The 25213-nt window shown below is 62.0% G+C and carries 24 protein-coding genes; 14 read left to right on the top strand and 10 right to left on the bottom strand.

Features of this window, described 5'->3' with window-relative positions:
• Positions 1–16 precede the first annotated feature (16 nt).
• Positions 17–772 carry a sulfite exporter TauE/SafE family protein gene (locus tag MF268_RS11425; protein WP_238370989.1) on the bottom strand — a complete coding sequence of 252 codons (756 nt, stop codon included), beginning with the start codon at positions 770–772 and terminating at the stop codon, positions 17–19.
• Between the two features lie 169 nt (positions 773–941).
• Here MF268_RS11425 and mdh point away from each other — a divergent pair, with 169 nt between their 5' ends.
• The 13 genes from mdh (at position 942) to MF268_RS11360 (ending at position 14301) form a co-directional block, all read left to right on the top strand.
• Positions 942–1904 (top strand): malate dehydrogenase, encoded by a 963-nt coding sequence (gene mdh, locus MF268_RS11420; RefSeq protein ID WP_238370988.1) that lies wholly within the window; start codon positions 942–944, stop codon positions 1902–1904.
• 290 nt (positions 1905–2194) lie between these two features.
• Positions 2195–3388: an ADP-forming succinate--CoA ligase subunit beta gene (gene sucC / locus MF268_RS11415; RefSeq protein WP_238370987.1), complete on the top strand. Its 1194-nt coding sequence runs from the start codon at positions 2195–2197 to the stop codon at positions 3386–3388.
• A gap of 106 nt (positions 3389–3494) precedes the next feature.
• The gene (locus tag MF268_RS11410; protein ID WP_238370986.1) at positions 3495–3806 is read left to right on the top strand and encodes a hypothetical protein; all 312 of its coding nucleotides are present in this window, start codon (positions 3495–3497) and stop codon (positions 3804–3806) included.
• A 215-nt stretch (positions 3807–4021) separates the two neighbouring features.
• Complete coding sequence (locus MF268_RS11405; RefSeq protein ID WP_238370985.1) at positions 4022–4837, top strand: hypothetical protein; 816 nt, start codon at positions 4022–4024, stop codon at positions 4835–4837.
• Between the two features lie 16 nt (positions 4838–4853).
• The gene (gene sucD / locus MF268_RS11400; RefSeq protein WP_088634088.1) at positions 4854–5735 is read left to right on the top strand and encodes a succinate--CoA ligase subunit alpha; all 882 of its coding nucleotides are present in this window, start codon (positions 4854–4856) and stop codon (positions 5733–5735) included.
• Positions 5736–5738: 3 nt separating this feature from the next.
• Positions 5739–6122 (top strand): hypothetical protein, encoded by a 384-nt coding sequence (locus MF268_RS11395; RefSeq protein ID WP_238370984.1) that lies wholly within the window; start codon positions 5739–5741, stop codon positions 6120–6122.
• A 233-nt stretch (positions 6123–6355) separates the two neighbouring features.
• Positions 6356–6892, top strand: coding sequence for a DUF805 domain-containing protein (locus tag MF268_RS11390; protein WP_238370983.1), 537 nt, complete (start codon positions 6356–6358; stop codon positions 6890–6892).
• Positions 6889–9852, top strand: a complete 2964-nt coding sequence (locus MF268_RS11385) for a 2-oxoglutarate dehydrogenase E1 component (protein ID WP_238370982.1) — start codon at positions 6889–6891, stop codon at positions 9850–9852. The genes MF268_RS11390 and MF268_RS11385 overlap by 4 nt, the downstream gene beginning before the upstream one ends.
• A 3-nt stretch (positions 9853–9855) precedes the next feature.
• Positions 9856–11403, top strand: coding sequence for a 2-oxoglutarate dehydrogenase complex dihydrolipoyllysine-residue succinyltransferase (gene odhB, locus MF268_RS11380; RefSeq protein WP_238370981.1), 1548 nt, complete (start codon positions 9856–9858; stop codon positions 11401–11403).
• An 8-nt stretch (positions 11404–11411) separates the two neighbouring features.
• The gene (locus MF268_RS11375) at positions 11412–11960 is read left to right on the top strand and encodes a hypothetical protein (RefSeq protein ID WP_238370980.1); all 549 of its coding nucleotides are present in this window, start codon (positions 11412–11414) and stop codon (positions 11958–11960) included.
• Positions 11961–11964: 4 nt separating this feature from the next.
• A complete protein-coding gene (locus tag MF268_RS11370; protein WP_238370979.1) occupies positions 11965–12354 on the top strand; it encodes an MAPEG family protein in 390 nt (129 codons plus the stop codon).
• Positions 12355–12474: 120 nt separating this feature from the next.
• Positions 12475–13863, top strand: a complete 1389-nt coding sequence (gene lpdA, locus MF268_RS11365) for a dihydrolipoyl dehydrogenase (protein ID WP_238370978.1) — start codon at positions 12475–12477, stop codon at positions 13861–13863.
• Between the two features lie 78 nt (positions 13864–13941).
• The gene (locus MF268_RS11360; protein WP_238370977.1) at positions 13942–14301 is read left to right on the top strand and encodes a hypothetical protein; all 360 of its coding nucleotides are present in this window, start codon (positions 13942–13944) and stop codon (positions 14299–14301) included.
• Position 14302: 1 nt separating this feature from the next.
• On the opposite strand, the gene MF268_RS11355 is transcribed toward MF268_RS11360, so the two are convergent.
• Genes MF268_RS11355 through MF268_RS11340 form a run of 4 tightly spaced genes read right to left on the bottom strand, consistent with a single transcriptional unit; the run spans position 14303 to position 17208 of the window.
• Positions 14303–14908, bottom strand: a complete 606-nt coding sequence (locus MF268_RS11355) for a pyridoxamine 5'-phosphate oxidase family protein (protein ID WP_238370976.1) — start codon at positions 14906–14908, stop codon at positions 14303–14305.
• Positions 14895–15635: a lysophospholipid acyltransferase family protein gene (locus MF268_RS11350; RefSeq protein WP_238370975.1), complete on the bottom strand. Its 741-nt coding sequence runs from the start codon at positions 15633–15635 to the stop codon at positions 14895–14897. Before MF268_RS11350 ends, MF268_RS11355 begins: the two co-directional genes overlap by 14 nt.
• Entirely contained in the window at positions 15635–16534 is a 900-nt protein-coding gene (locus MF268_RS11345; RefSeq protein ID WP_238370974.1) for a cell division protein FtsX, read from the bottom strand. The genes MF268_RS11350 and MF268_RS11345 overlap by 1 nt, the downstream gene beginning before the upstream one ends.
• A complete protein-coding gene (locus MF268_RS11340; protein ID WP_238370973.1) occupies positions 16531–17208 on the bottom strand; it encodes a cell division ATP-binding protein FtsE in 678 nt (225 codons plus the stop codon). The genes MF268_RS11345 and MF268_RS11340 overlap by 4 nt, the downstream gene beginning before the upstream one ends.
• 183 nt (positions 17209–17391) lie before the next feature.
• Between MF268_RS11340 and MF268_RS11335 the strand changes: the two genes are divergently transcribed.
• A complete protein-coding gene (locus MF268_RS11335) occupies positions 17392–18225 on the top strand; it encodes a zinc-ribbon domain-containing protein (RefSeq protein ID WP_238370972.1) in 834 nt (277 codons plus the stop codon).
• Between the two features lie 16 nt (positions 18226–18241).
• On the opposite strand, the gene MF268_RS11330 is transcribed toward MF268_RS11335, so the two are convergent.
• The 5 genes from MF268_RS11330 to argH form a co-directional block, all read right to left on the bottom strand.
• Positions 18242–20857 carry a TIGR02302 family protein gene (locus MF268_RS11330; protein WP_238370971.1) on the bottom strand — a complete coding sequence of 872 codons (2616 nt, stop codon included), beginning with the start codon at positions 20855–20857 and terminating at the stop codon, positions 18242–18244.
• Between the two features lie 35 nt (positions 20858–20892).
• A complete protein-coding gene (gene lysA / locus MF268_RS11325; RefSeq protein ID WP_238370970.1) occupies positions 20893–22158 on the bottom strand; it encodes a diaminopimelate decarboxylase in 1266 nt (421 codons plus the stop codon).
• An 84-nt stretch (positions 22159–22242) separates the two neighbouring features.
• Complete coding sequence (locus MF268_RS11320; protein WP_238370969.1) at positions 22243–23457, bottom strand: sugar-transfer associated ATP-grasp domain-containing protein; 1215 nt, start codon at positions 23455–23457, stop codon at positions 22243–22245.
• 175 nt (positions 23458–23632) lie between these two features.
• Entirely contained in the window at positions 23633–23809 is a 177-nt protein-coding gene (locus MF268_RS11315) for a hypothetical protein (RefSeq protein WP_238370968.1), read from the bottom strand.
• Positions 23806–25197 carry an argininosuccinate lyase gene (gene argH / locus MF268_RS11310; RefSeq protein ID WP_238370967.1) on the bottom strand — a complete coding sequence of 464 codons (1392 nt, stop codon included), beginning with the start codon at positions 25195–25197 and terminating at the stop codon, positions 23806–23808. Before argH ends, MF268_RS11315 begins: the two co-directional genes overlap by 4 nt.
• Positions 25198–25213 lie beyond the last annotated feature (16 nt).

Here is a 25213-nt window from a genome sequence, read left to right as displayed (position 1 = left end):
TTCCGAAAGAGGACTTTCAGGTAAGCCCCTCCCAGATCAGCTTTGCACCGGTCACGACCAGCAGCACATAGGTCAGACCGAAAAAGAGCCGTTCAGGTACGATCCGGTGCGCCTTTACCCCGATCAGAGCCCCCACTATCGCGACTGGCGCAAGCGCCAGATTGGCAAGCGCGGTTTCGGCCGTGAACAGGCCCAGATACGCGTAGGGCACGAACTTTACGATATTGATGACCCAGAAGACCAGCACTGTCGTGCCCTGAAAGCTTGTCTTGTCGAGCTTCCGCGACAACAGGTAGACGGCGGCAGGCGGTCCGCCCGCATGGCTCACGAAACTGGTGAACCCCGCGACCAGACCGGCGAGGCCCCCGACCCAGCCTGACAGACGGGTGCCCCCGGCCCGGATCAGCCCCATGCGCCGCCCCGCCTGCCAAAAGACAAAGGCAAGCGAAATTCCCCCGATCAGCACCCGGAACACATCCGGCTCGGCAACCTTGTACAGCAACGCGCCTAGAACCACCCCGGGCACGGCACCAAGGATCAACAGCCGCGCATCCGGCCAGCTCCATGTCTTCCAATAGGGGCGCAGCGTCGTCGCATCGATCAGCATCAGCAGCGGCAGCATGACCCCAAGCGCCTGTCCCGGCGTCAGAAAAAGCGCCAGAATCGTCGAAGAGGCAAAGGCTGCCCCGGACCCGAATCCGCCCTTGGAGATGCCCGCAAACAAGACCGCGGGCACCGCCACCGCGAAAAAAGCGCCGTTCAACTCAAGCATTAGCCACCCCCTAAGCACCTCGTTTGCCTAGGGATTAACCGATCGTCAATCTTTCCGGCAGACCGTCCCGCGACGTTTGGAGTTGCACTGAACACGTGCAGGACTCTTGCACAACCGCGTGTTACGCACTACGCAACCCGCAAATTCACAAGGACCGGAGAACTTTCCAATGGCCAGACCCAAAATCGCCCTGATCGGGGCAGGTCAGATCGGCGGCACGCTCGCCCATCTCGCCGCGATCAAAGAACTTGGCGACGTCATCCTTTTCGATATCGCCGAAGGCACGCCCGAAGGCAAAGCGCTCGACATCGCGGAATCCGGCCCGTCCGAAGGGTTCGACGCATCGCTGAAGGGCACGCAGTCCTATGCCGATATCGCAGGTGCCGACGTCTGCATCGTCACCGCCGGTGTGCCGCGCAAGCCGGGTATGAGCCGCGACGACCTGCTGGGCATCAACCTCAAGGTCATGAAATCCGTAGGCGAAGGCATCCGCGACCACGCGCCCGACGCCTTTGTCATCTGCATTACCAACCCGCTCGACGCGATGGTCTGGGCGCTGCGCGAATTCTCCGGCCTTCCGCATGAGAAAGTCTGCGGCATGGCAGGCGTGCTCGACTCGGCCCGCTTCCGTCACTTCCTTAGTCTCGAATTCGGCGTGTCGATGAAAGACGTCACCGCTTTCGTTCTGGGCGGTCACGGCGACACGATGGTGCCGCTGGCCCGTTACTCCACCGTCGCCGGTATCCCGCTCCCCGATCTGGTGAGCATGGGCTGGACCACGCAGGACAAGCTCGACAGCATCATCCAGCGCACCCGTGACGGCGGCGCCGAGATCGTCGGCCTGTTGAAAACCGGCTCTGCCTTCTACGCGCCCGCGACCTCTGCCATCGAAATGGCCGAAGCCTATCTCAAGGACCAGAAGCGCGTCCTGCCCTGCGCCGCCTATGTGGACGGCGCTCTCGGTCTCAAGGGCATGTATGTCGGCGTTCCGACCGTGATCGGTGCCGGTGGCGTCGAAAAGGTCATCGACATCCAGATGACCAAGGACGAACAGGCCATGTTCGACAACTCGGTCAACGCCGTTAAGGGCCTCGTCGAAGCCTGCAAAGGAATCGACAACTCGCTCGCCTGATCGGGCCAGTTTTAGACCTTTTGCGCCGCTCCGGAGACACCGGGGCGGCGTCTTTCGTGGCGCGACGCGCTTTCGCAAGGGTCAAACCGCCAAAGCCGCACACAACCCTTTGCTGTTTTCCGCCTAATTCTCCCGCACAACCGGCGTTTGTGATCACAGCTTTTTGGCCTGTGATCACAAATGTCGTTTTTTTTGTCAAAACCTGTGGCCACACCCCATTTTTGGGTTAACCCGTTATCAAGACAGGGCGTATAGCCCCGAGCAAACGCAAGCAGACGGGAACGACTTTCATGAACATCCACGAATATCAGGCCAAGGCCCTTCTTCGCAGCTACGGTGCCCCGGTGTCCGACGGCAAGGTCATCCTCCGCGCGGAAGACGCGAAAAACGCGGCTGGCGAACTTGATGGACCGCTCTGGGTCGTCAAGGCTCAAATCCACGCCGGTGGCCGCGGCAAGGGCTCGTTCAAGGAAGCCGAAGCAGGCGAAAAAGGCGGTGTGCGCCTCGCCAAATCGGTCGAGGAAGCCGCCGAGGAAGCCAAGAAGATGCTTGGAAAGACCCTCGTAACCCACCAGACCGGCCCGGCGGGCAAGCAGGTCAACCGCATCTATATCGAAGACGGCTCGGACATCGAGCGTGAGCTTTATCTCGCCCTTCTGGTCGATCGCGTTTCCAGCCGCGTTTCTTTCGTCTGCTCGACCGAAGGCGGCATGGACATCGAAGAGGTCGCCGCCTCGACCCCGGAGAAGATCCTCAGCTTCAGCGTCGATCCCGCAACCGGTTACCAGCCGTTCCACGGTCGCCGCGTCGCTTTCGCGCTGGGTCTCGAAGGCCCCGCCGTCAAGCAATGCGTTCAGCTCATGGGCATCCTTTACAAGGCCTTCATCGAGAAGGACATGGAGATGCTGGAAATCAACCCGCTGATCCTGATGCCCGGCGGTCAGCTCAAGGTGCTCGACGCCAAGCTCGGTTTTGACGGCAACGCCATGTATCGCCAGCCCGAGGTCTCCGAACTGCGCGACACGACCGAGGAAGACCCCAAGGAACTCGAAGCCTCCAAGTATGACCTGAACTACATCGCGCTCGACGGTGAGATCGGCTGCATGGTGAACGGTGCGGGTCTTGCGATGGCCACGATGGACATCATCAAGCTCTACGGTGCGGAACCCGCCAACTTCCTCGATGTGGGCGGCGGCGCGACCAAGGAGAAAGTGACCGAAGCGTTCAAGATCATCACCTCGGACGAGCAGGTCAAAGGCATTCTCGTCAACATCTTCGGCGGCATCATGCGCTGCGACGTCATCGCCGAAGGCGTGGTCGCCGCGGTGAAAGAAGTTGGCCTAAAGGTGCCGCTGGTTGTCCGTCTCGAAGGCACCAATGTCGAGGAAGGCAAGAAGATCATCAACGAAAGCGGTTTGGACGTCATCGCCGCCGATGATCTGAAGGACGGCGCGGAAAAGATCGTGAAAGCGGTCAAAGGCTGATCCATGTTTCCCGTCCGTCAGGTCTGGCAGAGGTTAAAGCACACCGTCGGGGAACCGACGGTGGTTTTGGCCGTTGAACTGCAACAGGACAAAAATGGACGGAACAATGGATTTATCTGGCAAGGACTACTTGGACAACGACAGGGTCACACCGATTGCAGTGGGCGTTGGCCTTCTCGCCGTCGGGGCTCTCTTGTGGAAAACCAAGCCAGCATTGCTCGACATGCCCGACCCTCTGCCGCTGGGCAAGGAACCGGACGACAGCTTTTCTCGCCGCGCCCTGCGCAAGACCCGCGACGGGGTGAGCCATGTGGCTCCCAGCAATCTCAGCGTCTCTCTGGGCCGTTCTATGGTCATCGGCGGGCTGGCCCTGGTGCTGACACGCATTCTGGACGAGCTCACCGGCACCAACGACTGACGGCTGCAATTGCCATCGGCCTTCTCGCACTCTCGGCTGGGCCGCTGGCTGCGCAGAGCATCGGAACGCTGAAGGCAACCGACGCCTTGCGCCAATGCCTGCAATCCGCCGGCTCAGTACGCGGGCCTGAACGCGCCGCGGATCTGGCGCACGCTGTTTCCTCCTCCCCTGATTTCGGCTGGCAACCGCAAGAGGTTGCCCCCGGCTTGTGGCAATTGCACAGTAAAGATCAGGCGTTCGGTCTTACGGTTGAAATCAAGCTGATCGACAGCAGCGGCAACGGCCATTGCATCGTGTATGGCCCCGCGCTTGCAACCGGCGATGCCGAGGCGGCCGCCGAACGCTTTGCCGAAGACGGGCGTCTCATGCAGATGCAGATGGCCGATCCCGGATCAACCCTTACACGTCGCTACTCCGCGACCGGCCTGCCTTTTGCAGCCGAGATGCTTTCCTATGGCGCAGACGGCGTCGGCCCCGTTGTCGGCCTCGTCTTTGCCGGTGTTGATCCCGCGTCGGTCAGCCCTTTGGGTGGCAGCGCACAAACAACAACTTCGACCGACTCGGCTTCAGCGCGTACACATTTCGCCAACGCTGTGCGATTCTGCATTCAGCCCGGTATGTCGCCAGAGACCCGCGCCAACATGTTTCGGCAGGCCGGTTTCGTTACCCGTTCGGGTGACTACAGCGATAACGGCGACACGACGCTGGTATTCGCGACACCTGACGGCTCGACCGAGGTCGAATTCTATTATGGCCAGATGCCTGAACACTGCTTTGGCAGTTCCAAATCTCTCGGCGTCACCGAAGCATCCGAAGTTCTCGATCAGGTCGTTCCACAACTTTATCCCGGGTATACACGCCACGTTGAATACGGTGTCGATAACCCTAATACCGGCAAAACGCCCACCTGCGTCCGTTACGAAGACCCAACGACACCAATCGGATACGTGGTCGCTGTAACGGCAGGCGAAAATTCCAACCGATGTTCGGAAGTTGGCTCAAGCAGCTTCTATCACTCATCTCGCGTCTAATAATAAAGGGACCATCATGGCCGTACTTATCGACGAAAACACCAAGGTGATCTGCCAGGGCCTGACCGGCTCGCAGGGGACCTTCCACACGGAACAGGCCATTGCCTACGGCACCAAGATGGTCGGCGGCGTCACCCCCGGCAAAGGCGGCCAGACCCACCTCGACCTGCCTGTCTTCAACTCGGTCCACGAAGCCAAGGCCAAGACCGAAGCGAACGCGACCGTAATCTACGTGCCGCCCCCCTTCGCGGCGGATTCGATCATGGAAGCCATCGACGCCGAGATGGAAGTCATTGTCTGCATCACCGAAGGTATCCCGGTACTCGACATGATGAAGGTCAAGCGCGCGCTGGAAGGCTCCAAATCGCGCCTGATCGGGCCGAACTGCCCGGGCGTCATTACCCCCGACGCCTGCAAGATCGGTATCATGCCCGGCCACATCCACAAGCGCGGCTCCTGCGGCGTGGTTTCGCGCTCGGGCACCCTGACCTACGAGGCGGTCAAGCAGACCACCGATGTCGGCATCGGCCAGTCCACCTGCGTCGGCATCGGCGGTGACCCGATCAAGGGAACCGAGCACCTCGACGTGCTGGAATGGTTCCTCGCGGATGACGAAACCGAAAGCATCATCATGATCGGTGAAATCGGCGGTTCCGCCGAAGAAGAAGCCGCGCAGTTCCTCGCCGACGAAAAGAAGAAAGGCCGCTGGAAGCCGACCGCCGGTTTCATCGCGGGCCGCACCGCGCCTCCGGGCCGCCGCATGGGCCATGCGGGTGCTATCGTCGCCGGTGGCAAGGGCGGCGCCGAGGACAAGATCGAAGCGATGAAATCAGCAGGCATCGTCGTGGCCGACAGCCCCGCCCAACTGGGCGAAGCCGTGCTGAAAGCGATCGGCTAAGCCATGCAGGCCGGTCACCTCATAACTGCAGGCGCTGTGGCGGCTTTGGCCGGGTGTGTTGAACCCGCGCCCGACACCGATCAGCCCGCGCAAGAGGTGACCGCTTCTGACCTGACATCAAGAGAGCTCGGCGAGGACGTCGCCGGGCTTTCCAAATACACGGATTTCACGCGGGGTTTCCTTGTTGTTCAATATAACCGGCCCGAACCCAAGGTGACGCTCGTCGGCAGCGAAGACGCAAATCTGCCGCGCAAAACGCGGGCCGATTTGCAACAGATGGGACTGGTGATGTGCAAGGAATTGGGCACCCCCTCGCAAAATATCGGCATCAGCGACATCGTCGATGAAACGCGACGAACCATCCTGACCTTCATCAAATGCCAGTAAGGACAGGCCCCCGGATGACAATTGCCACAACCGTGAACGTTGAACGCATTTCCTCGATTGCAGCTTCCGCAGGTTCAGCATACGAGGCCGCCGCACAGACTCCCGGTCAATCCGGGAACGACTTTGGAATCAAAGGCTAACCCAATGACCCGACAGGGCAGAGAACAGGACGGACAAGCGGCGCAAATCGCCCTGCGCCCCCGTGCCGCGGCCCCTCTGGCGGGAGGTACCGCATGACCTTCAAGGAAGCCGTCAGCACCTGTTTCTCAAAGTACGTCACCTTCTCGGGCCGCGCTTCGCGCTCGGAATACTGGTACTTCGTGCTCTTCGTAATCCTTGGCAGCATCGCCTGCAGCATCCTCGACACAATCTTTTTCGGCTCGGCAATGGTTGAAACCGGCCCCGGCGAATTCAGTGCCAGCACCTCGAGCAATGGCCCGATCAACGCGATCTTTTCGCTTGCCACCCTGCTGCCCTCGCTCTCGGCAGGCTGGCGTCGCATGCACGATACCGGCCGTTCGGGCTTTTTCCTGCTTTACCCGCTGATCGTCATGATCGGCATCTTTACCTTTGTCGGGTTCCTGTCCGGCTTCCCGGCCCTGATGGCCGGCGATTTCAGCGGCATCATCGGCGGTACAAGCTCCGTCATCCTGTTCATCGCCGTCATCGTCCTCATCATCTCTCCGCTCCTGGTCCTTTGGTGGCTGACCCGCCCCTCCCAGCCCGGCACGAACACATTTGGTCCAAACCCTCACGAGGTAACCCCATGACCGACCAATCCTCAAACGCGCAGTTTCACGCCTCCTCTTTCATGCAGGGGCATAATGCCGAGTATCTCGAACAGCTCTACGCGCAATACGCCGGTGACCCTTCAGCCGTAGACACGGCATGGGCCGAATTCTTCAAGGCTCTGGGCGACAACGGTCAGGATGTCCGGGCCGAGGCACAGGGACCAAGCTGGGCGCGCCCCGACTGGCCGCCGATGCCTGACGACGACCTGACCGGCGCGATGACGGGCGAATGGGCGCCCGCCCCCGCCGAAGCCAAGGCCGCCAAGGAAAAAATCGAAAGCAAGGCGAAAGAGGTTGGCGCCGAGGTCACCGACGACCAGATCAAACGCGCCGTGCTGGATTCGATCCGCGCCCTCATGCTGATCCGCGCCTACCGGATCCGCGGCCACCTTGTTGCCGATCTCGACCCGCTGGGCATGCGCGATCAGACCCCGCACCCCGAGCTTGATCCGAAGAGCTATGGCTTCAACGAAGAGGACATGGACCGTCCGATCTTTATCGACAACGTGCTCGGCCTTCAGGTCGCGCCGATGCGCCAGATCGTCGATATCGTCCAACGCACCTATTGTGGCACCTTCGCGCTGCAATACATGCACATTTCCAACCCCGAAGAGGCCGGCTGGCTCAAAGAGCGGATCGAAGGCTTCGACAAGGAAATCAAATTCACCCGCGAAGGCCGCAAGGCCATCCTCAACAAGATGGTCGAGGCCGAGGGCTTCGAGAAATTCCTCCATGTGAAATACATGGGCACCAAGCGTTTCGGTCTGGACGGCGGTGAAAGCCTGATCCCCGCGATGGAACAGATCATCAAGCGCGGCGGTGCGCTTGGGGTCGAGGACATCATCATCGGGATGCCCCACCGCGGCCGTCTTTCGGTGCTCGCCAATGTGATGCAGAAACCCTATCGCGCGATTTTCAACGAATTCCAGGGCGGCAGCTTCAAGCCCGAGGATGTCGATGGTTCCGGCGACGTGAAATACCACCTCGGCGCGTCTTCCGACCGCGAGTTTGACAGCAATTCCGTACACCTGTCGCTGACCGCGAACCCCTCGCATCTCGAGGCGGTGAATCCGGTGGTGCTGGGCAAGGCCCGCGCGAAACAGGATCAGGCGCATGATCACGACCGCTCCAAGGTGCTGCCGATTTTGCTGCACGGCGATGCGGCCTTTGCCGGTCAGGGCGTCGTGGCCGAAGGTTTCGGTCTCTCCGGGCTGAAAGGTCACCGCACCGGCGGCACCATGCATATCGTGGTGAACAACCAGATCGGCTTCACCACCGCGCCGCACTTCTCGCGTTCGTCGCCCTACCCGACTGACATCGCGCTGATGGTCGAGGCACCGATCTTCCACGTCAATGGCGACGATCCCGAGGCCGTGGTGCACGCCGCCAAGGTCGCCACCGAATTCCGGCAGAAGTTCCACAAGGACGTGGTGATCGACATCTTCTGCTACCGCCGCTTTGGTCACAACGAGGGCGACGAGCCCATGTTTACCAATCCGGTCATGTACAAGCGGATCAAGACCCACAAGACCACGCTCTCGCTCTATACCGAGCGGCTGGTCAAGGATGGCCTGATCCCCGAGGGCGAGATCGAGGATATGAAGGCGGCGTTCCAGGCCAAGATGAACGAAGAGTTCGAGGCCGGTAAGGAATACAAGCCCAACAAGGCCGACTGGCTCGACGGGCGCTGGTCGCACCTTGACCACAACAAGGAAGACTACGTGCGCGGCACCACCGAAATCGCGCCGGAAACGCTCGAGGAAATCGGCAAGGCGCTGACCACCGCGCCCGATGGCTTCCCGCTGCACCGCACCGTCCAGCGTCTGCTGGATGCCAAGAAGGAAATGTTCGAAACCGGCAAGGGCTTTGACTGGGCCACCGGTGAGGCACTGGCCTTTGGCTCGCTCCTGACCGAGGGCTATCCCGTCCGCCTCTCCGGGCAGGACTCCACCCGCGGCACCTTCTCGCAGCGCCACTCGGCCTTCATCAACCAAGAGACGGAAGAGCGTTACTTCCCGCTGAACCATGTCCGCGACGGTCAGGCCCAGTACGAAGTCATCGACTCCATGCTCTCGGAATATGCGGTGCTCGGGTTCGAATACGGCTACTCGCTGGCCGAGCCCAACGCCCTCGTCATGTGGGAGGCGCAGTTTGGCGATTTCGCCAACGGCGCGCAGATCATGTTCGACCAGTTCATCTCTTCGGGTGAATCCAAATGGCTGCGCATGTCGGGTCTCGTCTGCCTGCTGCCTCACGGCTACGAGGGTCAGGGCCCCGAGCACTCCTCGGCCCGTCTGGAACGCTTCCTGACCATGTGCGGTCAGGACAACTGGATCGTCGCCAACTGCACCACCCCGGCGAACTACTTCCACATCCTGCGCCGCCAGATCCACCGGTCTTTCCGCAAGCCGCTCATCCTGATGACGCCGAAATCGCTGCTGCGTCACAAGCTGGCGATTTCCACGGCCGAGGATTTCACCACCGGATCCAGCTTCCACCGCGTGCTCTGGGACGATGCGGAAAAGGGCAACTCGGACACCAAGCTGGCCGCCGACGACAAGATCAAGCGCGTCGTCATGTGCTCGGGCAAGGTGTATTACGACCTGCTCGAGGAACGCGATGCCCGCGGGATCGACGATGTCTACCTGCTCCGTATCGAACAGTTCTATCCCTTCCCGGCGATCAGCCTCGTCAAGGAACTGGAACGGTTCAAAGGCGCGGAAATGGTCTGGTGCCAGGAAGAGCCCAAGAACCAGGGCGGCTGGTCCTTTATCGAACCCAATATCGAATGGGTGCTGAACCGCATCGGCGCCAAGCACCAGCGACCCGTCTATGTGGGACGCGCCACCGCCGCCTCGCCCGCGACCGGGCTTGCCAGCCAACACAAAGCCCAACAAGCCGCCCTCGTGAACGAGGCGCTGACCATCGAAGGAAACTAACCCATGACCACCGAAGTACGCGTCCCGACGCTGGGCGAATCCGTGACCGAAGCGACCGTGGCGACCTGGTTCAAGAAACCGGGCGACTCGGTTGCGGTCGATGAAATGCTCTGCGAGTTGGAAACCGACAAGGTAACGGTCGAGGTTCCCAGCCCGATCGCCGGCGTCCTCGCCGATATCGTCGCCAACGAAGGCGACACCGTGGGCGTCGATGCGCTCCTAGCGAATATCGCCGCCTCGGGCGAAGCAGGCTCCGAAACCATCGAGGAACGCCCCTCGCAGAAAAAGGCCGATGCTGAAAAGAATGCGCCATCCGAGGAAGAGGCCCAGACCGTCGACGTGATGGTGCCGACGCTTGGTGAATCGGTCAGCGAGGCCACCGTCTCCACATGGTTCAAGAAAGCCGGTGACAGCGTCGAAGCGGACGAGATGCTCTGCGAGCTGGAAACCGACAAGGTCTCGGTCGAGGTGCCCGCCCCCGCCGCAGGTGTCCTTCAGGAAATCCTCAAGGGCGAAGGCGAAACCGTCGAAGCGGGCGGCAAGCTCGCCGTGATGACCCGCGGCGGACAAGGTCAGCCCTCCTCGACACCTGCCGGTACTCCGGAAAACACCGAACAGCCCGGTGGCCGCAAAGGGGCCGACACCGAGGGTAAAGACGTTGAAAACGCGCCCTCCGCGCAAAAGGCAATGGCCGAGGCCGGTCTCAGCGCCGATCAGGTCACCGGCACGGGTCGCGATGGCCGTATCATGAAGGAAGACGTTCAAAAGGCGCTTGCCGCAGGCACCAGCGCCGCATCCGCGCCCGCCCCGGCGGCTCAGGCCCCGCGCGCGCCTTCCCCGGCAGCCGATGCCGACCGCGAGGAACGGGTCAAGATGACCCGCCTGCGCCAGACCATCGCCCGCCGCCTGAAAGAGGCGCAGAACACCGCCGCCATGCTCACCACCTATAACGAGGTGGACATGACCGAGGTCATGGCGCTTCGGAACGAATACAAGGACCTGTTCGAGAAAAAGCATGGCGTGCGTCTCGGCTTCATGTCCTTCTTCACCAAGGCCTGCTGCCACGCGCTGAAGGAAGTACCCGAGGTCAACGCCGAAATCGACGGCACCGACGTGGTCTACAAGAACTTCGTCCACATGGGCATTGCCGCCGGCACCCCCACCGGGCTCGTCGTGCCGGTCATCCGCGACGCGGATTCCATGTCCTTCGCAGAAATCGAGAAAGCAATCGCCGAAAAAGGCAAACGCGCCCGCGACGGCAAACTCTCCATGGCGGAAATGCAGGGCGGCACCTTCACCATCTCCAACGGTGGCGTCTATGGCTCGCTGATGTCCTCGCCGATCCTGAACCCGCCGCAGTCCGGCATCCTCGGCATGCACAAGATCCAGGACCGTCCGATGGTCATCAACGGCGAAATCAAGATCCGCCCGATGATGTACCTCGCGCTCTCCTACGATCACCGCATCGTCGACGGCAAAGGCGCCGTAACCTTCCTCGTCCGCGTCAAGGAAGCACTGGAGGATCCCCGTCGCCTGCTGATGGATCTTTAAGAACCGCAATGGACGAAGAACTTACACGCATCTTGAAAAACCATGATGAGTACGAGGAATTCGTCTCTGGACTGCGTCACGAAACGAAACGTGGTGCAGTCCTTGTTGCCCACTGTGTCTTGGACGATCTGTTGGATCGATTGGTAACCATGCGCCTTGATAAGGATAACATGGATAGCGACCAGATAAGTGCACTTAGGCAAAGCCTCAAAAACTTCGCTAGCAAGACAGCGTTGTCACAGGGAATGGGCTTAACGGGCAAAGTGGAAGCTAAAGCTCTATTGAACATCAACAAAGTCAGAAATTGGATTGCACATGATTGGCGCGCGTCATTCCAAGACGCCAAGATTATTGAAAAGTGCCAAAAGCTTCCGATAGTTTTCTTGGACGAAAATCAGAAAGCACCAGAAGAAGATGCATTTGACCGATTTCGCTATCAAACAGACACGTTAATCAGGCAACTCATTGAGAGGATAAGTCACTTCGAGGCTCACGCGGACGTACTAGCTTTCACCGAGATTCAAAAAATCAACCGAGAGTATATTAAGGTATGGTGACCTGATGACCACAGAACTCACCGTCCTGACCCTCGCGGCACTGCTCCAGTTCGTGCAGTTCCTGATCTACTCGGTTCTTGCCAACAAGCAGGTCGGGCCGAAGAAGGCGATGGGGCCACGCGATACCAAGATCGAACTGTCAGGCTATGCGGGCCGCGCCCAGCGCGCGCTGAACAACCATTTCGAGGGTCTGATCCTCTTCACCATCGCGGTCCTCGTCGTCACCCTTGGCGGTCAGTCCACCGGATTCACCCAAGGCTGCGCCTGGGTCTACCTGGTTGCGCGCGTCTTCTATGTACCCACTTATCTCATGGGTCTTACACCCTGGCGCTCGGTCATCTGGACCTTCGGCCTTGGTGCGACGGTGCTGATGCTGTTGGCGGCGCTGGTCTGATGCGCGCCCCCGTACCCGATCCAATCCCGGCCGCTGTACGGCCGGTGTACACATGCTGCACAGCCTGTGTACGGAAATCACCCCCCCATTTCCGGCCACGTCTCGGATAAAGGAGAACACATGTCCAGCTACGACGTCATCATCATCGGCTCCGGCCCCGGCGGCTATGTCTGCGCCATTCGCTGCGCGCAACTGGGGCTCAAGGTGGCCTGTGTCGAAGGTCGTGAAACGCTTGGCGGCACCTGCCTGAACGTGGGCTGCATCCCCTCCAAGGCCCTGCTTCACGCCAGCCACATGCTGCACGAGGCCGAGCATAATTTCGCCGCGATGGGCCTCAAGGGCAAATCCCCCTCGGTCGACTGGAAACAGATGCTCTCCTACAAGCAGGACACCATCGACACCAACACCAAGGGCATCGAATTCCTGTTCAAAAAGAACAAGGTAGACTGGATCAAGGGCTGGGCCAGCATCCCCGAGGCGGGCAAGGTCAAGGTCGGCGACGACGTGCACGACGCCAAGAACATCATCATCGCCTCGGGGTCCGAGGTCTCTCCGCTCAAGGGTGTCGAGGTCGACGAGAAGGTCGTCGTAACCTCCACCGGCGCGCTGGAACTGACCAAGGTGCCGAAAAAGATGGTGGTGATCGGCGCGGGTGTCATCGGGCTGGAACTCGGCTCGGTCTACAAACGGCTGGGCGCCGAGGTAACGGTTATTGAATACCTTGATGCGATCACCCCCGGCATGGACGGCGAGGTGCAAAAGTCCTTCCAGCGCCTGCTGAAAAAGCAGGGCATGGAATTCGTCATGGGCGCCGCTGTGCAAAAGACCGAAGCGACCAAAACCAAGGCCAAGGTGACCTACAAGCTCAAGAAGGACGACAGCGAACACGAAATCGACGCGGACGTGGTGCTGCTGGCCACCGGCCGTCGCCCCTATACCGAAGGTCTCGGCCTCGACACGCTGGGCGTAGAGATGTCCGAGCGTGGCCAGATCAAGGTCGGCAAGGACTGGCAGACCAACGTCAAGGGTATCTATGCCATCGGTGACTGTATCGACGGCCCGATGCTGGCCCACAAGGCCGAAGACGAAGGCATGGCCGCCGCCGAACAGGTCGCGGGCAAGCACGGCCACGTAAATTACGGCGTGATCCCGGGCGTGATCTACACCCACCCCGAGGTCGCCAATGTCGGCGAAACCGAGGAGACGCTGAAGAAAGAGGGACGCGCCTACAAGGTCGGCAAGTTCTCCTTCATGGGCAACGGCCGCGCCAAGGCGAATTTCGCCGCCGACGGGTTCGTCAAGATCATCGCCGACAAGGAAACCGACCGCATCCTTGGTGCCCATATCATCGGGCCAAGCGCGGGCGACCTGATCCACGAAATCTGCGTCGCAATGGAATTCGGCGCAAGTGCCGAGGATCTGGCGCTCACCTGCCACGCGCACCCGACCTATTCCGAGGCCGTGCGCGAAGCCGCACTTGCCTGTGGCGACGGGCCGATCCATTCCTGACGGCCCGCAAGCGCAGATTGCCAAGACAGTCAGAACCCCGGTATCACAGCCGGGGTTTTGCATTTCAAAGGGAGATTGATGTCCGGTACCGGCATCGCGAAAAGCCTGCTGGCCATCTGGGCCGGGGTCTATGCGGCCTCGGTGCTGCAATTCCTGTTCCTTGAGCCCAGCGGCGAGGGGTTCACCCGCGGCCTCAACCAGATCATGGCCTTCCTGTCATGGCAGATGCTGGCCGCGATCATCGGCTGCACCGCGTGGTTCATCGGGCGGAAACATAACCCTGCGCGCGGCCTGCGCATTCTGCTTAGGTTGCCGCTGATACTGGCCGGACTTCTCTTTGGCGGGCTGATCCTGCTGATAGCCTATGCCCGGCTGGCGCCACCGCCCGAGCGCCCGGTTCAGCCGCCCGAACAGCCCGCAAAGACCGCAAAGCCCTGAACTACCAGAGCGTTTCCGCCGCCCGCTTGGGCCATGCCTGATCATAAGGCGCCCCGCCCTCTTCGCCTTCCGTCATCTCGGCAAGGATGTCCCCGGCGCTTGGCAGGTCTTCGGCCGCGGGCTCACCGGACCAGAGTCCTGAACGCAGCAGGGCGCGCGCACACTGGGTGTAAATCTCGGCAATGGAAATCACGATCACCGTCGCAGGCAGCCGCCCTTTTTTCTCGAACCGCTGCCGCAGGTCCGCGTCCGCGGAGAGCCGCGCGGTTCCGTTCACCCGCACCACGGTGTTCGACCCGGGTACCATGAACATCAGCGACACCCGCCCGTCCGTCACGATATTCCGAAGGGAATCCAGACGGTTGTTCCCGCGCCAATCGGGCATCGCAAGGGTGCCGGGGTACAGCTCCATCACGCAGGGGCCATCGTCTCCACGGGGGCTGCCGTCAGTGCCGCCTTCGCCCACCGTGGTCAGCACGCATAGCTTCGAAGACATGATCCACTTGCGATAAAGGGGCGTCATCTGCCGCGCCACCTTGCGGATCGCCGCACTTGGCGGCGTGCCATACAGCGCCTCCAGCGACGCGATATCGTCAATCCAGTTCATTGAGACCAAACCCCGCTTCTTTCATCAATGCGTTCGAGCGTGTCTCGACACGATTTTCCAGCTCGGCCATGAACTCGGCGCGTGGCATGCCCGGCGCGATCGGATCGAGAAACTCGACCACCGCCAGCCCCGGATAGCGCATGATACCCTTGCGCGGCCAGAACAGGCCGACATTGGTCGCCGCCGGATAGCAGGGCTCTTCCAGCCCGTCATAGAGCAGCGCCGCCCCGACCTTGTACGGCAGCCGCGCGCCGGGCGTGACCCGTGTGCCCTGCGGATAGATCACCAGCTGACCGGGATCGACGAATTCGGCGGCCACATCCTTGACCAGCTGCGCAATAGCCCGGCCACGTTTGTTGCGATCCACCGGGATACAGCCGATCCGCTTGGCATAAAGCCCGATGACCGGTGTCCAGAGCAGCTCGCGTTTCATGATGAACTTGGCCTGTGGAACCGCCTGAAAGATCAGGATGATATCAAGGAACGACTGGTGCTTGGCCGCGATGATCACTTCGCCCGTGGGCACCGTGCCGCGCACCTCGCTGCGGATACCGACCAGCACCCGTGCCAGCCAGCGGGCCCAGACGCAAAACAACTTGCAAGCGCGCCGCGCGGCCTTGCGCGAAAACAGCGCGAAAGGCGCGAATACCAGCCCCAGCACCGCCATCCCCGCATAGGTCAGGGTGATGAACATCACCGAGCGGAGCCAGCGGAACGCATGGGACATCAGCTTATCTCCTCAAGCCGGCGCCGGGCCGCGAACCACGTAGCGGCAAAGGCCACCAGCGCGCCAAGGATCGGGATCAGCAGCGGTGCGAACCAACCCGCCCCCTGAAAGCCAAGCCCGGTCAGGAACCCGCCCGCATCCGACGCTTCGGGCAACAGAAGGACACCGGCCATGCCAAAGGCCACCCCCGCCGCCGCCCCGAGCAAGGCCCGGATGGTGAAACGGCGCACGAAAGCCTGCGCGATATAGCTGTCGCGCGCACCGACCAGCCGCAGCACAAGGATCACCTGCGCATTTGCCGCCAGCGCCGCATTCGCCGCCAGCGTGATCATCGCCGCCGTTGCCCCCCCGATCAGCAGGATCGAGAACACACCAAGACGGCGCAGGCTGTTCGCCGCCTCGACCAGCGGACGCCGCCAGCGTGTATGATCGTCAAGCACCGCACCGGGCACTTCGGCGGCAAGACGCAGGCGCAGACCTTCGGCGTCATAGCCTTCGTCATCCTCGATCACTTCGATGAGCTGCGGCACCGGCAGGCTGTCGAGCGGCAGATCGGCCCCGAACCACGGGGCCAGCAGGGCCGCCTGTTCCTCGTCACTCAGCGCACGTGCGCTGGCGATGCCCGGCGTCTGTTCCAGCACCGCGAGAGCGGCATTTGTCTGGGCCGCTTTCTGATCCGCCGGCGCGCTGATGCGCAGCGTCGCGCTGCGGGCCAGCTCATCCGACCAGCGATCCGCCAGCCGCCCCGCCGCCAGCGACAGGGCCAGCGCGAAAACCGCAAGAAAGGCCATCGCGGCCGAGGCAAAAAGCGTCAGATGCGCGGTAAAACCCGAAGGCGGCACGACCCGGTCGGCCTGCGCATCACCGAGCAAAAGAGAACGGATACGGCCATTGCTCACAGGTCCGACCCCGCCAGTTGCAGCCTGCGGTTGGAAATCCGCAGCACCCGCGCCTGAACCTGGCTCTTGGCGGCCCGGATCAGCGCCAGATCGTGGCTCGCGATCAGCACGGTCTTGCCCATCTTGTTCAACTCCACCAGCAGATGCAGCAGGCGTTGCGACATCTCCCAGTCCACGTTCCCGGTCGGCTCGTCCGCCAGCACCACGTCGGGCGACATGATGACCGCCCGCGCCAGTGCCGCGCGCTGCCTTTCGCCCCCCGACAGCTCCGGCGGCAGGGCATCGGCGCGCCCGGCCAACCCGACCCATCTCATCAATTCGGCAAGGTTCTCGCTTTCGGCACGCTTGTCGCGGCCCGAAACGGTCAGCGGGAGCGCGATATTGTCGGCAACCGGCAGATGGTCGAGAAACTTGCAATCCTGATGTACGACACCGATCCGGCGGCGCATCAGCGCCGTCTGGTCGCGATCAAGGCGGCGCATGTCCGCGTCGAACACCTTGACGGTGCCGTGGGTCGGCAAAAGCGCCCCGTAACACAGTTTCATGAGGGTGGTCTTGCCCGCGCCCGAGGGGCCGGTCAGAAAATGAAACGACCCGGGCATCAGACGCACGGATACCTCGCTCAGCAGCTCGCCACCGCCATAGCTGTAGCCCACATTTTCCAGCTCGATCACGTAAGACCCCCTGTACGCCCCGGGTCTTTTGCCTGACTGTCCCGGCAGATTCAATGCCGATTGGTCACGGTCGATTCATCGCTCTGGTTTCGTTGAGAATTCGACTTTGCGCAGCGACTCAACACGGCCTATGATAGCGAAAACGAAAAATCGGCAGGCATTTCCCAAGGAGCTGAGCGCCATATGCGAATAATTTGCCCCAATTGCGGCGCGCAATATGAGGTGCCCGATGAGGTCATCCCTCTCGACGGGCGCGACGTGCAATGCTCCAATTGCGGCGATACCTGGTACCAGACCCATCCCGACGCCATGCTCGATCAGGAGCTCGCAGGCGATGACAGCGACGGGCTGCCCGAAGCGGCACCCGAGTCCATGCCCCCGCCGCCCCAGTTCGAAACGGAAACCGAGATCGAGGAAGAGCTCGACATGGAATCCGACATCGACGAAGTGCCCGATGTCCTGCGCGAACGTGCGGGCCAGCCGCGCCGCGAACTGAGCCCGGATGTTGCCGACATCCTCCGCGCCGAAGCAGAACACGAAGCGCGTCTGCGCGAGGCCGAGAGCAGCGTTTTCGAAAGCCAGGGAGAATTGGGACTGGAAGAAGCCCCGGCCACGGACACGGTCCGCCGGGTACGCGAAGCCCGCGAGCGCATGGCGCTGATGCGCGGCAAAACCCCCGATGCCCAGCCCACGCTGACACCGGACGAAGCGCCGTCACGCAAGCAGTTTCTGCCCGACATAGACGAGCTGAACTCGAGCCTGCGGGCCGAAGGGCCCGGTGGCAAGACCGCAGATCTGCCGGTGCGCCACCAGTCCAGCGAAAAATCGAGACGCGGTTTCGGGCGCGGCTTTACGTTGATGCTGCTGCTGGCCGCGATCCTCGTGCTGGTCTACGTGAATGCCGACCGCATCGCGACAAACCTGCCGGCGCTGCGCCCCACGCTCGACACCTATGTGGCATTCATCAACGATGCTCGGATCTGGCTAGACAACCAGATCCGGCAGCTGACGCCCTGATCGGACGCCCCGGCCCTCAGAACCGGTCCAGCAACCTTTCAAGGTAATCGAGTTCCATCTGCGGACGCTCGCCTTCGCCGGTGCGGCGTCGGATCTCGTCCAGCAATTCACGCGCGCGGCGATAGACATCCTCGCCCTGCAACAGGTTCTCGTCCGTCCCGATCGACCCGTTGGACCCCGCGTTGCGGCCAAGCGGGTCACGGTTGCGGGCGCGTTCCTGCCCCTCGGCCATGCCCTGCCCGGGCTGCGATTGCTGCTCCTGCTGGGCCATCGCCTCGCCAAGGGCCCGCATGCCTTCACGCAGAGCCTCCATCGCTTCGGACTGCTGATCGATGGCTTCGGCCAGATCGTCGCGGCGCAGAGAGTCCTCGGCTCCCTCCATTGCACGGCCCGCCCGGTCCAGCGCATCCCGCGCGGCCTGACCTTCCTCGGTGCCGCCGCCGGGAAGATTACCCTGCTGGCGGCGCAGTTCATCGCGCAACTCACGCTGGCGCTGTGCAAGGTTCTCGGCCATGCCGCCCTGCCCCTGCTGATCGCCCTGCGCCTGTCCTTGGCCTTGGTTCTGACCCGGATTTTGACCTTGGCCCTGACCCTGGTTTTCGCCGGGGTTCTGGCCGTTCTGACCCTGATGGCTCTGGCCCCGGCCCTGACCGCCGCTCTGGCCTTCGTTATTCTCGCTCTGTCCGCTCTGGGCGTTCGGGTTGAACTGTTCCTGAAGATCGCGGAACGCCTGATCCGACAGACCCTGCTGCTCGCGCAGCGTCTCTGACAGCCCCTGCATCGCCTGCTCGCCCGGCGACTGACCGCCCTGACCTTGCGTGACGCGCATATTCTCCATCATCTGCTGCAATTCCTGCAGCGCCTGCTGGGCTTCGGCCATGCGACCCTGTTCCATCAGCTCCTGAATACGGTCCATCATCCGTTGCAGATCGTCCTGCGACATCTGCATGGAATTCTCCGACATCTGCTGCTGTTCGCCCTCTTCGCCATTCTGTTGCTGCTGCTGGGCAAGCTGGCGCATGTATTCATCGGTGGCGCGGCGCAGTTCATCCATCAGCTCGGCGATTTCCTCGTCCGAGGCGCCGTTCTTCATCGCCTCGGCCAGCCGTTCCTGCGCCCGGCGCAGACGTTCCAGCGCGTCGCTCAAATCGCCCTCTTCCAGCAGGATGGCTAGATCCCACATCGCCTGCGACAGCTCAGCCTGCTGTTCGGCCTTCAGACCATAATCCATCATCGTTTCAAGACGACGCAGGATGGTGCGGAACCGCAGGTAAGCGGTTTCCGAGCGGAACACCTCGTCCGGGCGGTGCGACACGGCACGCATGATCTGCGAAATGCGCGGCGCGTTTTCCCGCGTCCAGAGCAGGTCGCGGCGCATCTCGATCACCGCCGCCGCCATCGGATCAAAGAACCGACGACCGGGCAGAACCGCCTTGAACTCGGCAGGGGCCGATTTCTGGCCCGCCGCATCCTCCACCACCAGCGAGAAGGTCACCGGCAGGTTGGCCCATGCGTGCTGCGAAAAATCCTCGATCAGGTTCTCGTCGAATGCGGCCCGGTCGCCCGCAATCGGCATCGGCAGTGGCACTGCGATATCGTCGCGCGGCTGCGGCTCGCTGCTCAGCCCATAGCGACGATCCACCGCCCCAAGGTCCAGAGTTATCACCGCTTCGCCAGCGACGACCCCATAATCGTCATGCGCCGAATAGGGCAGCGTCATCTGCCCCAGTGCCTCGGCATCGGGCGGGCCGGTCACTTCGACACCGGGCAGTTCGTCCTCGATCAGGGCAATGGCCCACTCGGCCCCACCGCTGCCTTCGATGCGCAACTCGCCATCCTGATTGACGTCGAATTCGTGCATCTGGTCCGCCGCCGGTGGCAGCTCACCCACACGGCCGGAAACGGATTCGACCAGCGACAGCTCGCCGGGCTGACCATAGAGCCGCAAGGTGATCCGGCTGCCCTGAAGCACTTCGATCACATCGGAATCCATATCGGCAAGGTAGAGTGTCGGCTTGCCGGTATAGCGTGGCGGTTCGATCCAGCCTTCCCATGTCGGGCCGACCGCCGCCTGCGCCGCACCCGGAGTCATTTCGGTCACGGAACTGACCCGCCAGATTGAGCCGAAGACCAGCGCCACCGCCAGTGCCAGCATCGCCACGTAACGCAGCGCAAAGGGATCGCGCCGGGCAATCCGCAGATCGGGACGCGCCGGTTGCGCCCGCGAGGCACGGTCTGCCATGCGCTGCTGATGCGCGGCCCAGACCGCCGCCGAGGCGGAATCGCCCGCGCCGACCGCCTGTTCGTCCAGCAGCGCCTGAATCGGTCGCCCCGGCAGGGTTTTGTCCAAACGCACCAGCGCCTCGTCCCGGCTTGGCCAGTGGAAGCGCCGTATACCGATATAAAGCGTCGCGAGAAGGGCCAGCGCGAAAATTGCCCCCGCGGCCCAGACAAGTTCGACCCCGACATAATCCTGAACGCCCAGCATCAGCAGAGCGGCCCCCAGCATCAGAACCGACCCGGCGGGCCAGAACGCGCGCAGGGTACGCTCGGCAACCAGACCGCACTGGGTCAGGAGTACGGGCAGGCGCAGTTTCAGAAGGGCGGTTTCAATGCCATGTCGTTGGGCCATAAAGCTCTCCAGTCGGCAATGACCGCTGGTTCACGTCAAAGCCACTCGGGGATCGTATCGCGATTTATCATATCTTCAAAGCTCGGACGTTGGCGGATAACCGCGAATTGATTGTCTTTGACCAGAACCTCGGGAATCAGCGGTCTCGTATTGTACTCGCTGGACATTACCGCGCCGTAAGCCCCCGCACTGCGAAATGCGACCAGATCGCCCGAGGCAAGCGGCGGCAGGTTGCGCTGCTTGGCAAAGGTATCGCCGGATTCGCAGACCGGGCCGACCACGTCATAGGGCTGCTGCTCCACGCCCGGCGCCGGTTCGACGACCGGCACGATGTCATGCCATGCATCGTACATGGCCGGACGGATCAGGTCGTTCATCGCCGCGTCGAGGATCAGGAAATCGCGCCCCTCGCCGGATTTGACAAAAATCACCGAAGAAACCAGCAGACCGGCGTTCCCGGCGATCAGGCGACCGGGCTCGATTTCGATCTCACAGCCCAGATGTCCCAGTGTTTTCTTGATCAAGGCCCCGTATTCGGTGGGCAGCGGCGGCGCGGTGTTTGACCGCTCATAGGGAATGCCCAAGCCCCCGCCAAGATCCAGCCGCCGGATGTCATGGCCATCCGCGCGCAGCGTCTCGGTCAGTTCGGCCACCTTGTTATAGGCAAGCTCGAACGGTTCCAGCTCCGTCAATTGGCTGCCGATATGCACGTCGACCCCGATCACTTCGAGCCCCGGCAGCGCGGCGGCCGTCGCATAGACCTCGCGCGCGCGGGAGATCGGAATGCCGAACTTGTTCTCGGATTTGCCGGTGGCGATCTTGGCATGGGTCTTGGCGTCCACGTCCGGATTGACCCGCACGGTGATCGGCACAACCTTGCCCAGAGATTGGGCAACCGCGCTCAGCAGCTCCATCTCGGGCTCGGATTCGACGTTGAACTGGCGAATCCCCCCTTCGACAGCAATGCGCATTTCCTCAACGGTCTTGCCCACGCCCGAGAACACGATCTTGTCGCCCGGCACCCCCGCCGCCTTGGCGCGCAGGTATTCCCCGATGGATACGACATCCATGCCTGCGCCCGCCTCGGCCAGCGTCTTGAGGATCGCCTGGTTGCTGGCGGCCTTCATCGCGTAGCAGACGAGATGATCCATACCCTCAAGCGCCTCGTCGAACAGACGGAAATGGCGCAGCAGCGTGGCGGCGGAATACACGTAGAACGGCGTGCCGACCTCGGCCGCGATATCGGCAAGGGGCACATCCTCGGCGTGCAAGGCGCCGTTTTTGTAAAGAAAATGATCCATGCCGCGCTTTAGACGGAAACGGCGGCACAGATCAATTGATTTCCCTTTTCCCCGGGCGGCCTCGCGCCCTGCCCGGGATCTCGATCAGGCGCGTTTCTTGGTCCGCCGGATTTCCTTGGTGCGGGCCTTTTCCAGCGCCCGGCGTCCTTCCAGCAGTTCCTTGGAATAGGCCGAAACCCGGTCGAAAATCGGCATGAAATCCGGGTTGTTGATGCCCCGGCAATGGGAAAGCTGGTAGAGCGTATGGAACGGGTTGGCGTTATGCTCGATGATCATCGGGCCATCGGGGCCGATCGCCACATCCCAGCCGACGATGCCGAACTCGGGCACCACTGCATGGGCCTCACAGACCATTTCTCGCACACGGTCCCACATGGGAAGCTGCTTGCCGGTGATCTTCGCGCCGGAAACCGGGTGAACGTCGATGTTTCGCGCGTCGAGCCCGGTGCCGATCCGCGCCTGCCCGACCTTGCCGGTCATCGCATCGACCGGCGCAATCATGCTGCCGCTCTGCCAGAAATTGTCCGACATCGCGTCGGGCGCGGGGATTTTCCACGCCGAGTAAAGAACCTGTGGCCGGTTGCTGTCGCGCACCGTGACCACGCGCAGGCTGCCCACCGCCTTGCCGGTCACCGCGACCATCTCGGGGTGCTGCACCAGCGCGCTTTGTAGCAAATAGCCAGAGCCGTATTGATCGATGATCTCCTTGCAGAACCCGTCCAGCGCCACACGCTTGCCATTGCCCAACAGTAGCATCTCGCCCTCGACGCCAAGCAGCAGGGCCGAGCCGTAGCTGCCGCTGAAGCTCTGCGGCTTGCCAAACAGCGGGTATTGCGCCTTTTCGGTGAGGAAGCTGCGCAGTTGCTCGACGGTTTCCAGCGTCGGGATCGAACCGAACCGCGAAACCGCCGAAACCACGGCCTGCGTCTGCGTCGTGCCAAAGCCCAGTTGGCGGATCAGCGAAGTGAACAGGACCTTGTCGGCAGCAAAACTGCGCATGGTGACAAGCCCCTTGGCGCCCAGCCGCGTGTTCAACTTGTAGCTGGCGCGCAGCCCGACATACTGGCGTTTTTCCTCGGCACTGATTTCGGGATCATATAGCCCGGCCGTGTAATATTCATGCAGGTGAAACCGCTGTTTTCCCATCGCAAGGCCAAAACTTTCACGCATCTGGCGCAGCGGGCTGACCCCGTATTTGCGGGCCACCTCGACCATCATCGCCGCAGGCGGTGAAGGCGGACGTTCCGGAACGGCAAGCAGGGCCTTGTCTTGAACCTCATCAATCACTGCGGTCGTCATGTCGGGTCTCCTGGCAGGATCAGCGTTGGACAGGGTCAGCATGGCCGGGGCCATGTCGGTTTTCTGTCCTGACAGGTAACAATGAAAAACGGCTGAAATGGGGCGCGATTGTTTCCCAAAACGGTCAAATCAACCGTTTCAGGCAGGGCTTGTCGATAACCTTACGGCAGGTGGCTCAAAGCCCCAGAAAGACCGAAAACGGCCCGCGGTTCAGGCCCACGCCACCGGTGGCATGAACCCCGCTGCGCGACACCGAGACCCCGCCGCTGACCGTCGGCTGCACCGGTTCCCCATCCGCGCCGCAGGCGGCAAGGATGCTCAGGGACAGCAGGACAGCGAGTATCCGTTTCATTTCAGCGCTTTCTTCCACCGTTCGACCTGCTGGCGCACGCCCGAAGGGGCGGTGCCACCATAGGATGTACGCGAGTTTACCGAATTTTCGACGCCGAGAACAGCAAAGACATCTTCCGTGATATCCGCATGGACCGATTTCATGTCCTCAAGTGTCAGATCCGGCAGGTCGCAGCCCTTTCTCTCGGCCAGTGCGACAAGTGAACCGGTGACGTGATGGGCATCGCGGAACGGCAGCCCGAGCACCCGCACCAACCAGTCCGCCAGATCGGTCGCGGTCGAGAACCCTGCCCCGGCGGCGGCGGCCAGCGCCTCGCGGTTGGCGCTCATGTCGCTGACCATGCCGGTCATCGCGGCCAGCGCCAGCATCCAGTTGTCGGCGGCGTCGAACACCTGTTCCTTGTCTTCCTGCATGTCCTTGGAATAGGCCAGCGGCAGCCCTTTCATGACCATCATCAGCGCGGTATTCGCGCCAAATATCCGGCCCACCTTGGCGCGGATCAGTTCTGCCGCATCGGGGTTCTTCTTTTGTGGCATGATGCTCGACCCGGTCGAGAACCGATCGGAAAGCATTACGAACCGGAACTGGGCCGAGGACCAGATCACCAGCTCTTCGGCGAACCGGCTCAGGTGCATGGCGCAGATGCTTGCGCAGTTCAGGAAATCCAGCGCGAAATCGCGGTCGCTCACGGCGTCCAGCGAATTGGCCGAGGGCCGATCAAAACCCAGCGCCTTGGCGGTCATATGCCGGTCGATGGGGAAAGAGGTCCCGGCCAGCGCCGCCGCGCCCAACGGGCATTCGTTCATCCGCGCCCGCGCATCCCGCACACGGGACAGGTCACGGCCGAACATTTCCACATAGGCCAGCATGTGATGGCCCCAGGTGACGGGCTGCGCGGTCTGCAAATGGGTGAAACCGGGCATGACCCAGTCGGCGCCTGCCTCGGCCTGTTCCAGCAGCGCACCGATCAGCGCCAACAGCCCAGTTTCCGCCGCGTCCAGCTGATCCCGCACCCAGAGTTTGAAATCCGTCGCCACCTGATCGTTGCGCGACCGGCCCGTATGCAGCCGCCCGGCAGGTTCGCCGATGATCTCTTTCAGCCGAGCCTCGACATTCATGTGAATGTCTTCCAGCGCTGTCGAAAACGCGAACTCGCCGCTTTCGATTTCTGACAAAACGGTGAGCAGCCCTTCCCTGATGGCCTCGGCATCGCTATCGCTTATGACGCCCGTTTCGGCCAGCATGGCGGCATGGGCGCGCGAACCGGCGATATCCTGAGCTGCCATCCGCTTGTCGAACCCGATGGATGCATTAATTGCCTCCATGATGGCGTCCGGTCCGGCGGCGAAACGGCCACCCCACATCTGGTTTGCGCTTTTATCGGTCATCTTGCCAACCCTTGGA

Origin of the sequence: Heliomarina baculiformis (assembly GCF_019966545.1) — a bacterium.
Lineage (GTDB): Bacteria > Pseudomonadota > Alphaproteobacteria > Rhodobacterales > Rhodobacteraceae > Heliomarina > Heliomarina baculiformis.
This window is presented reverse-complemented; position numbering and strand designations above follow the sequence as displayed.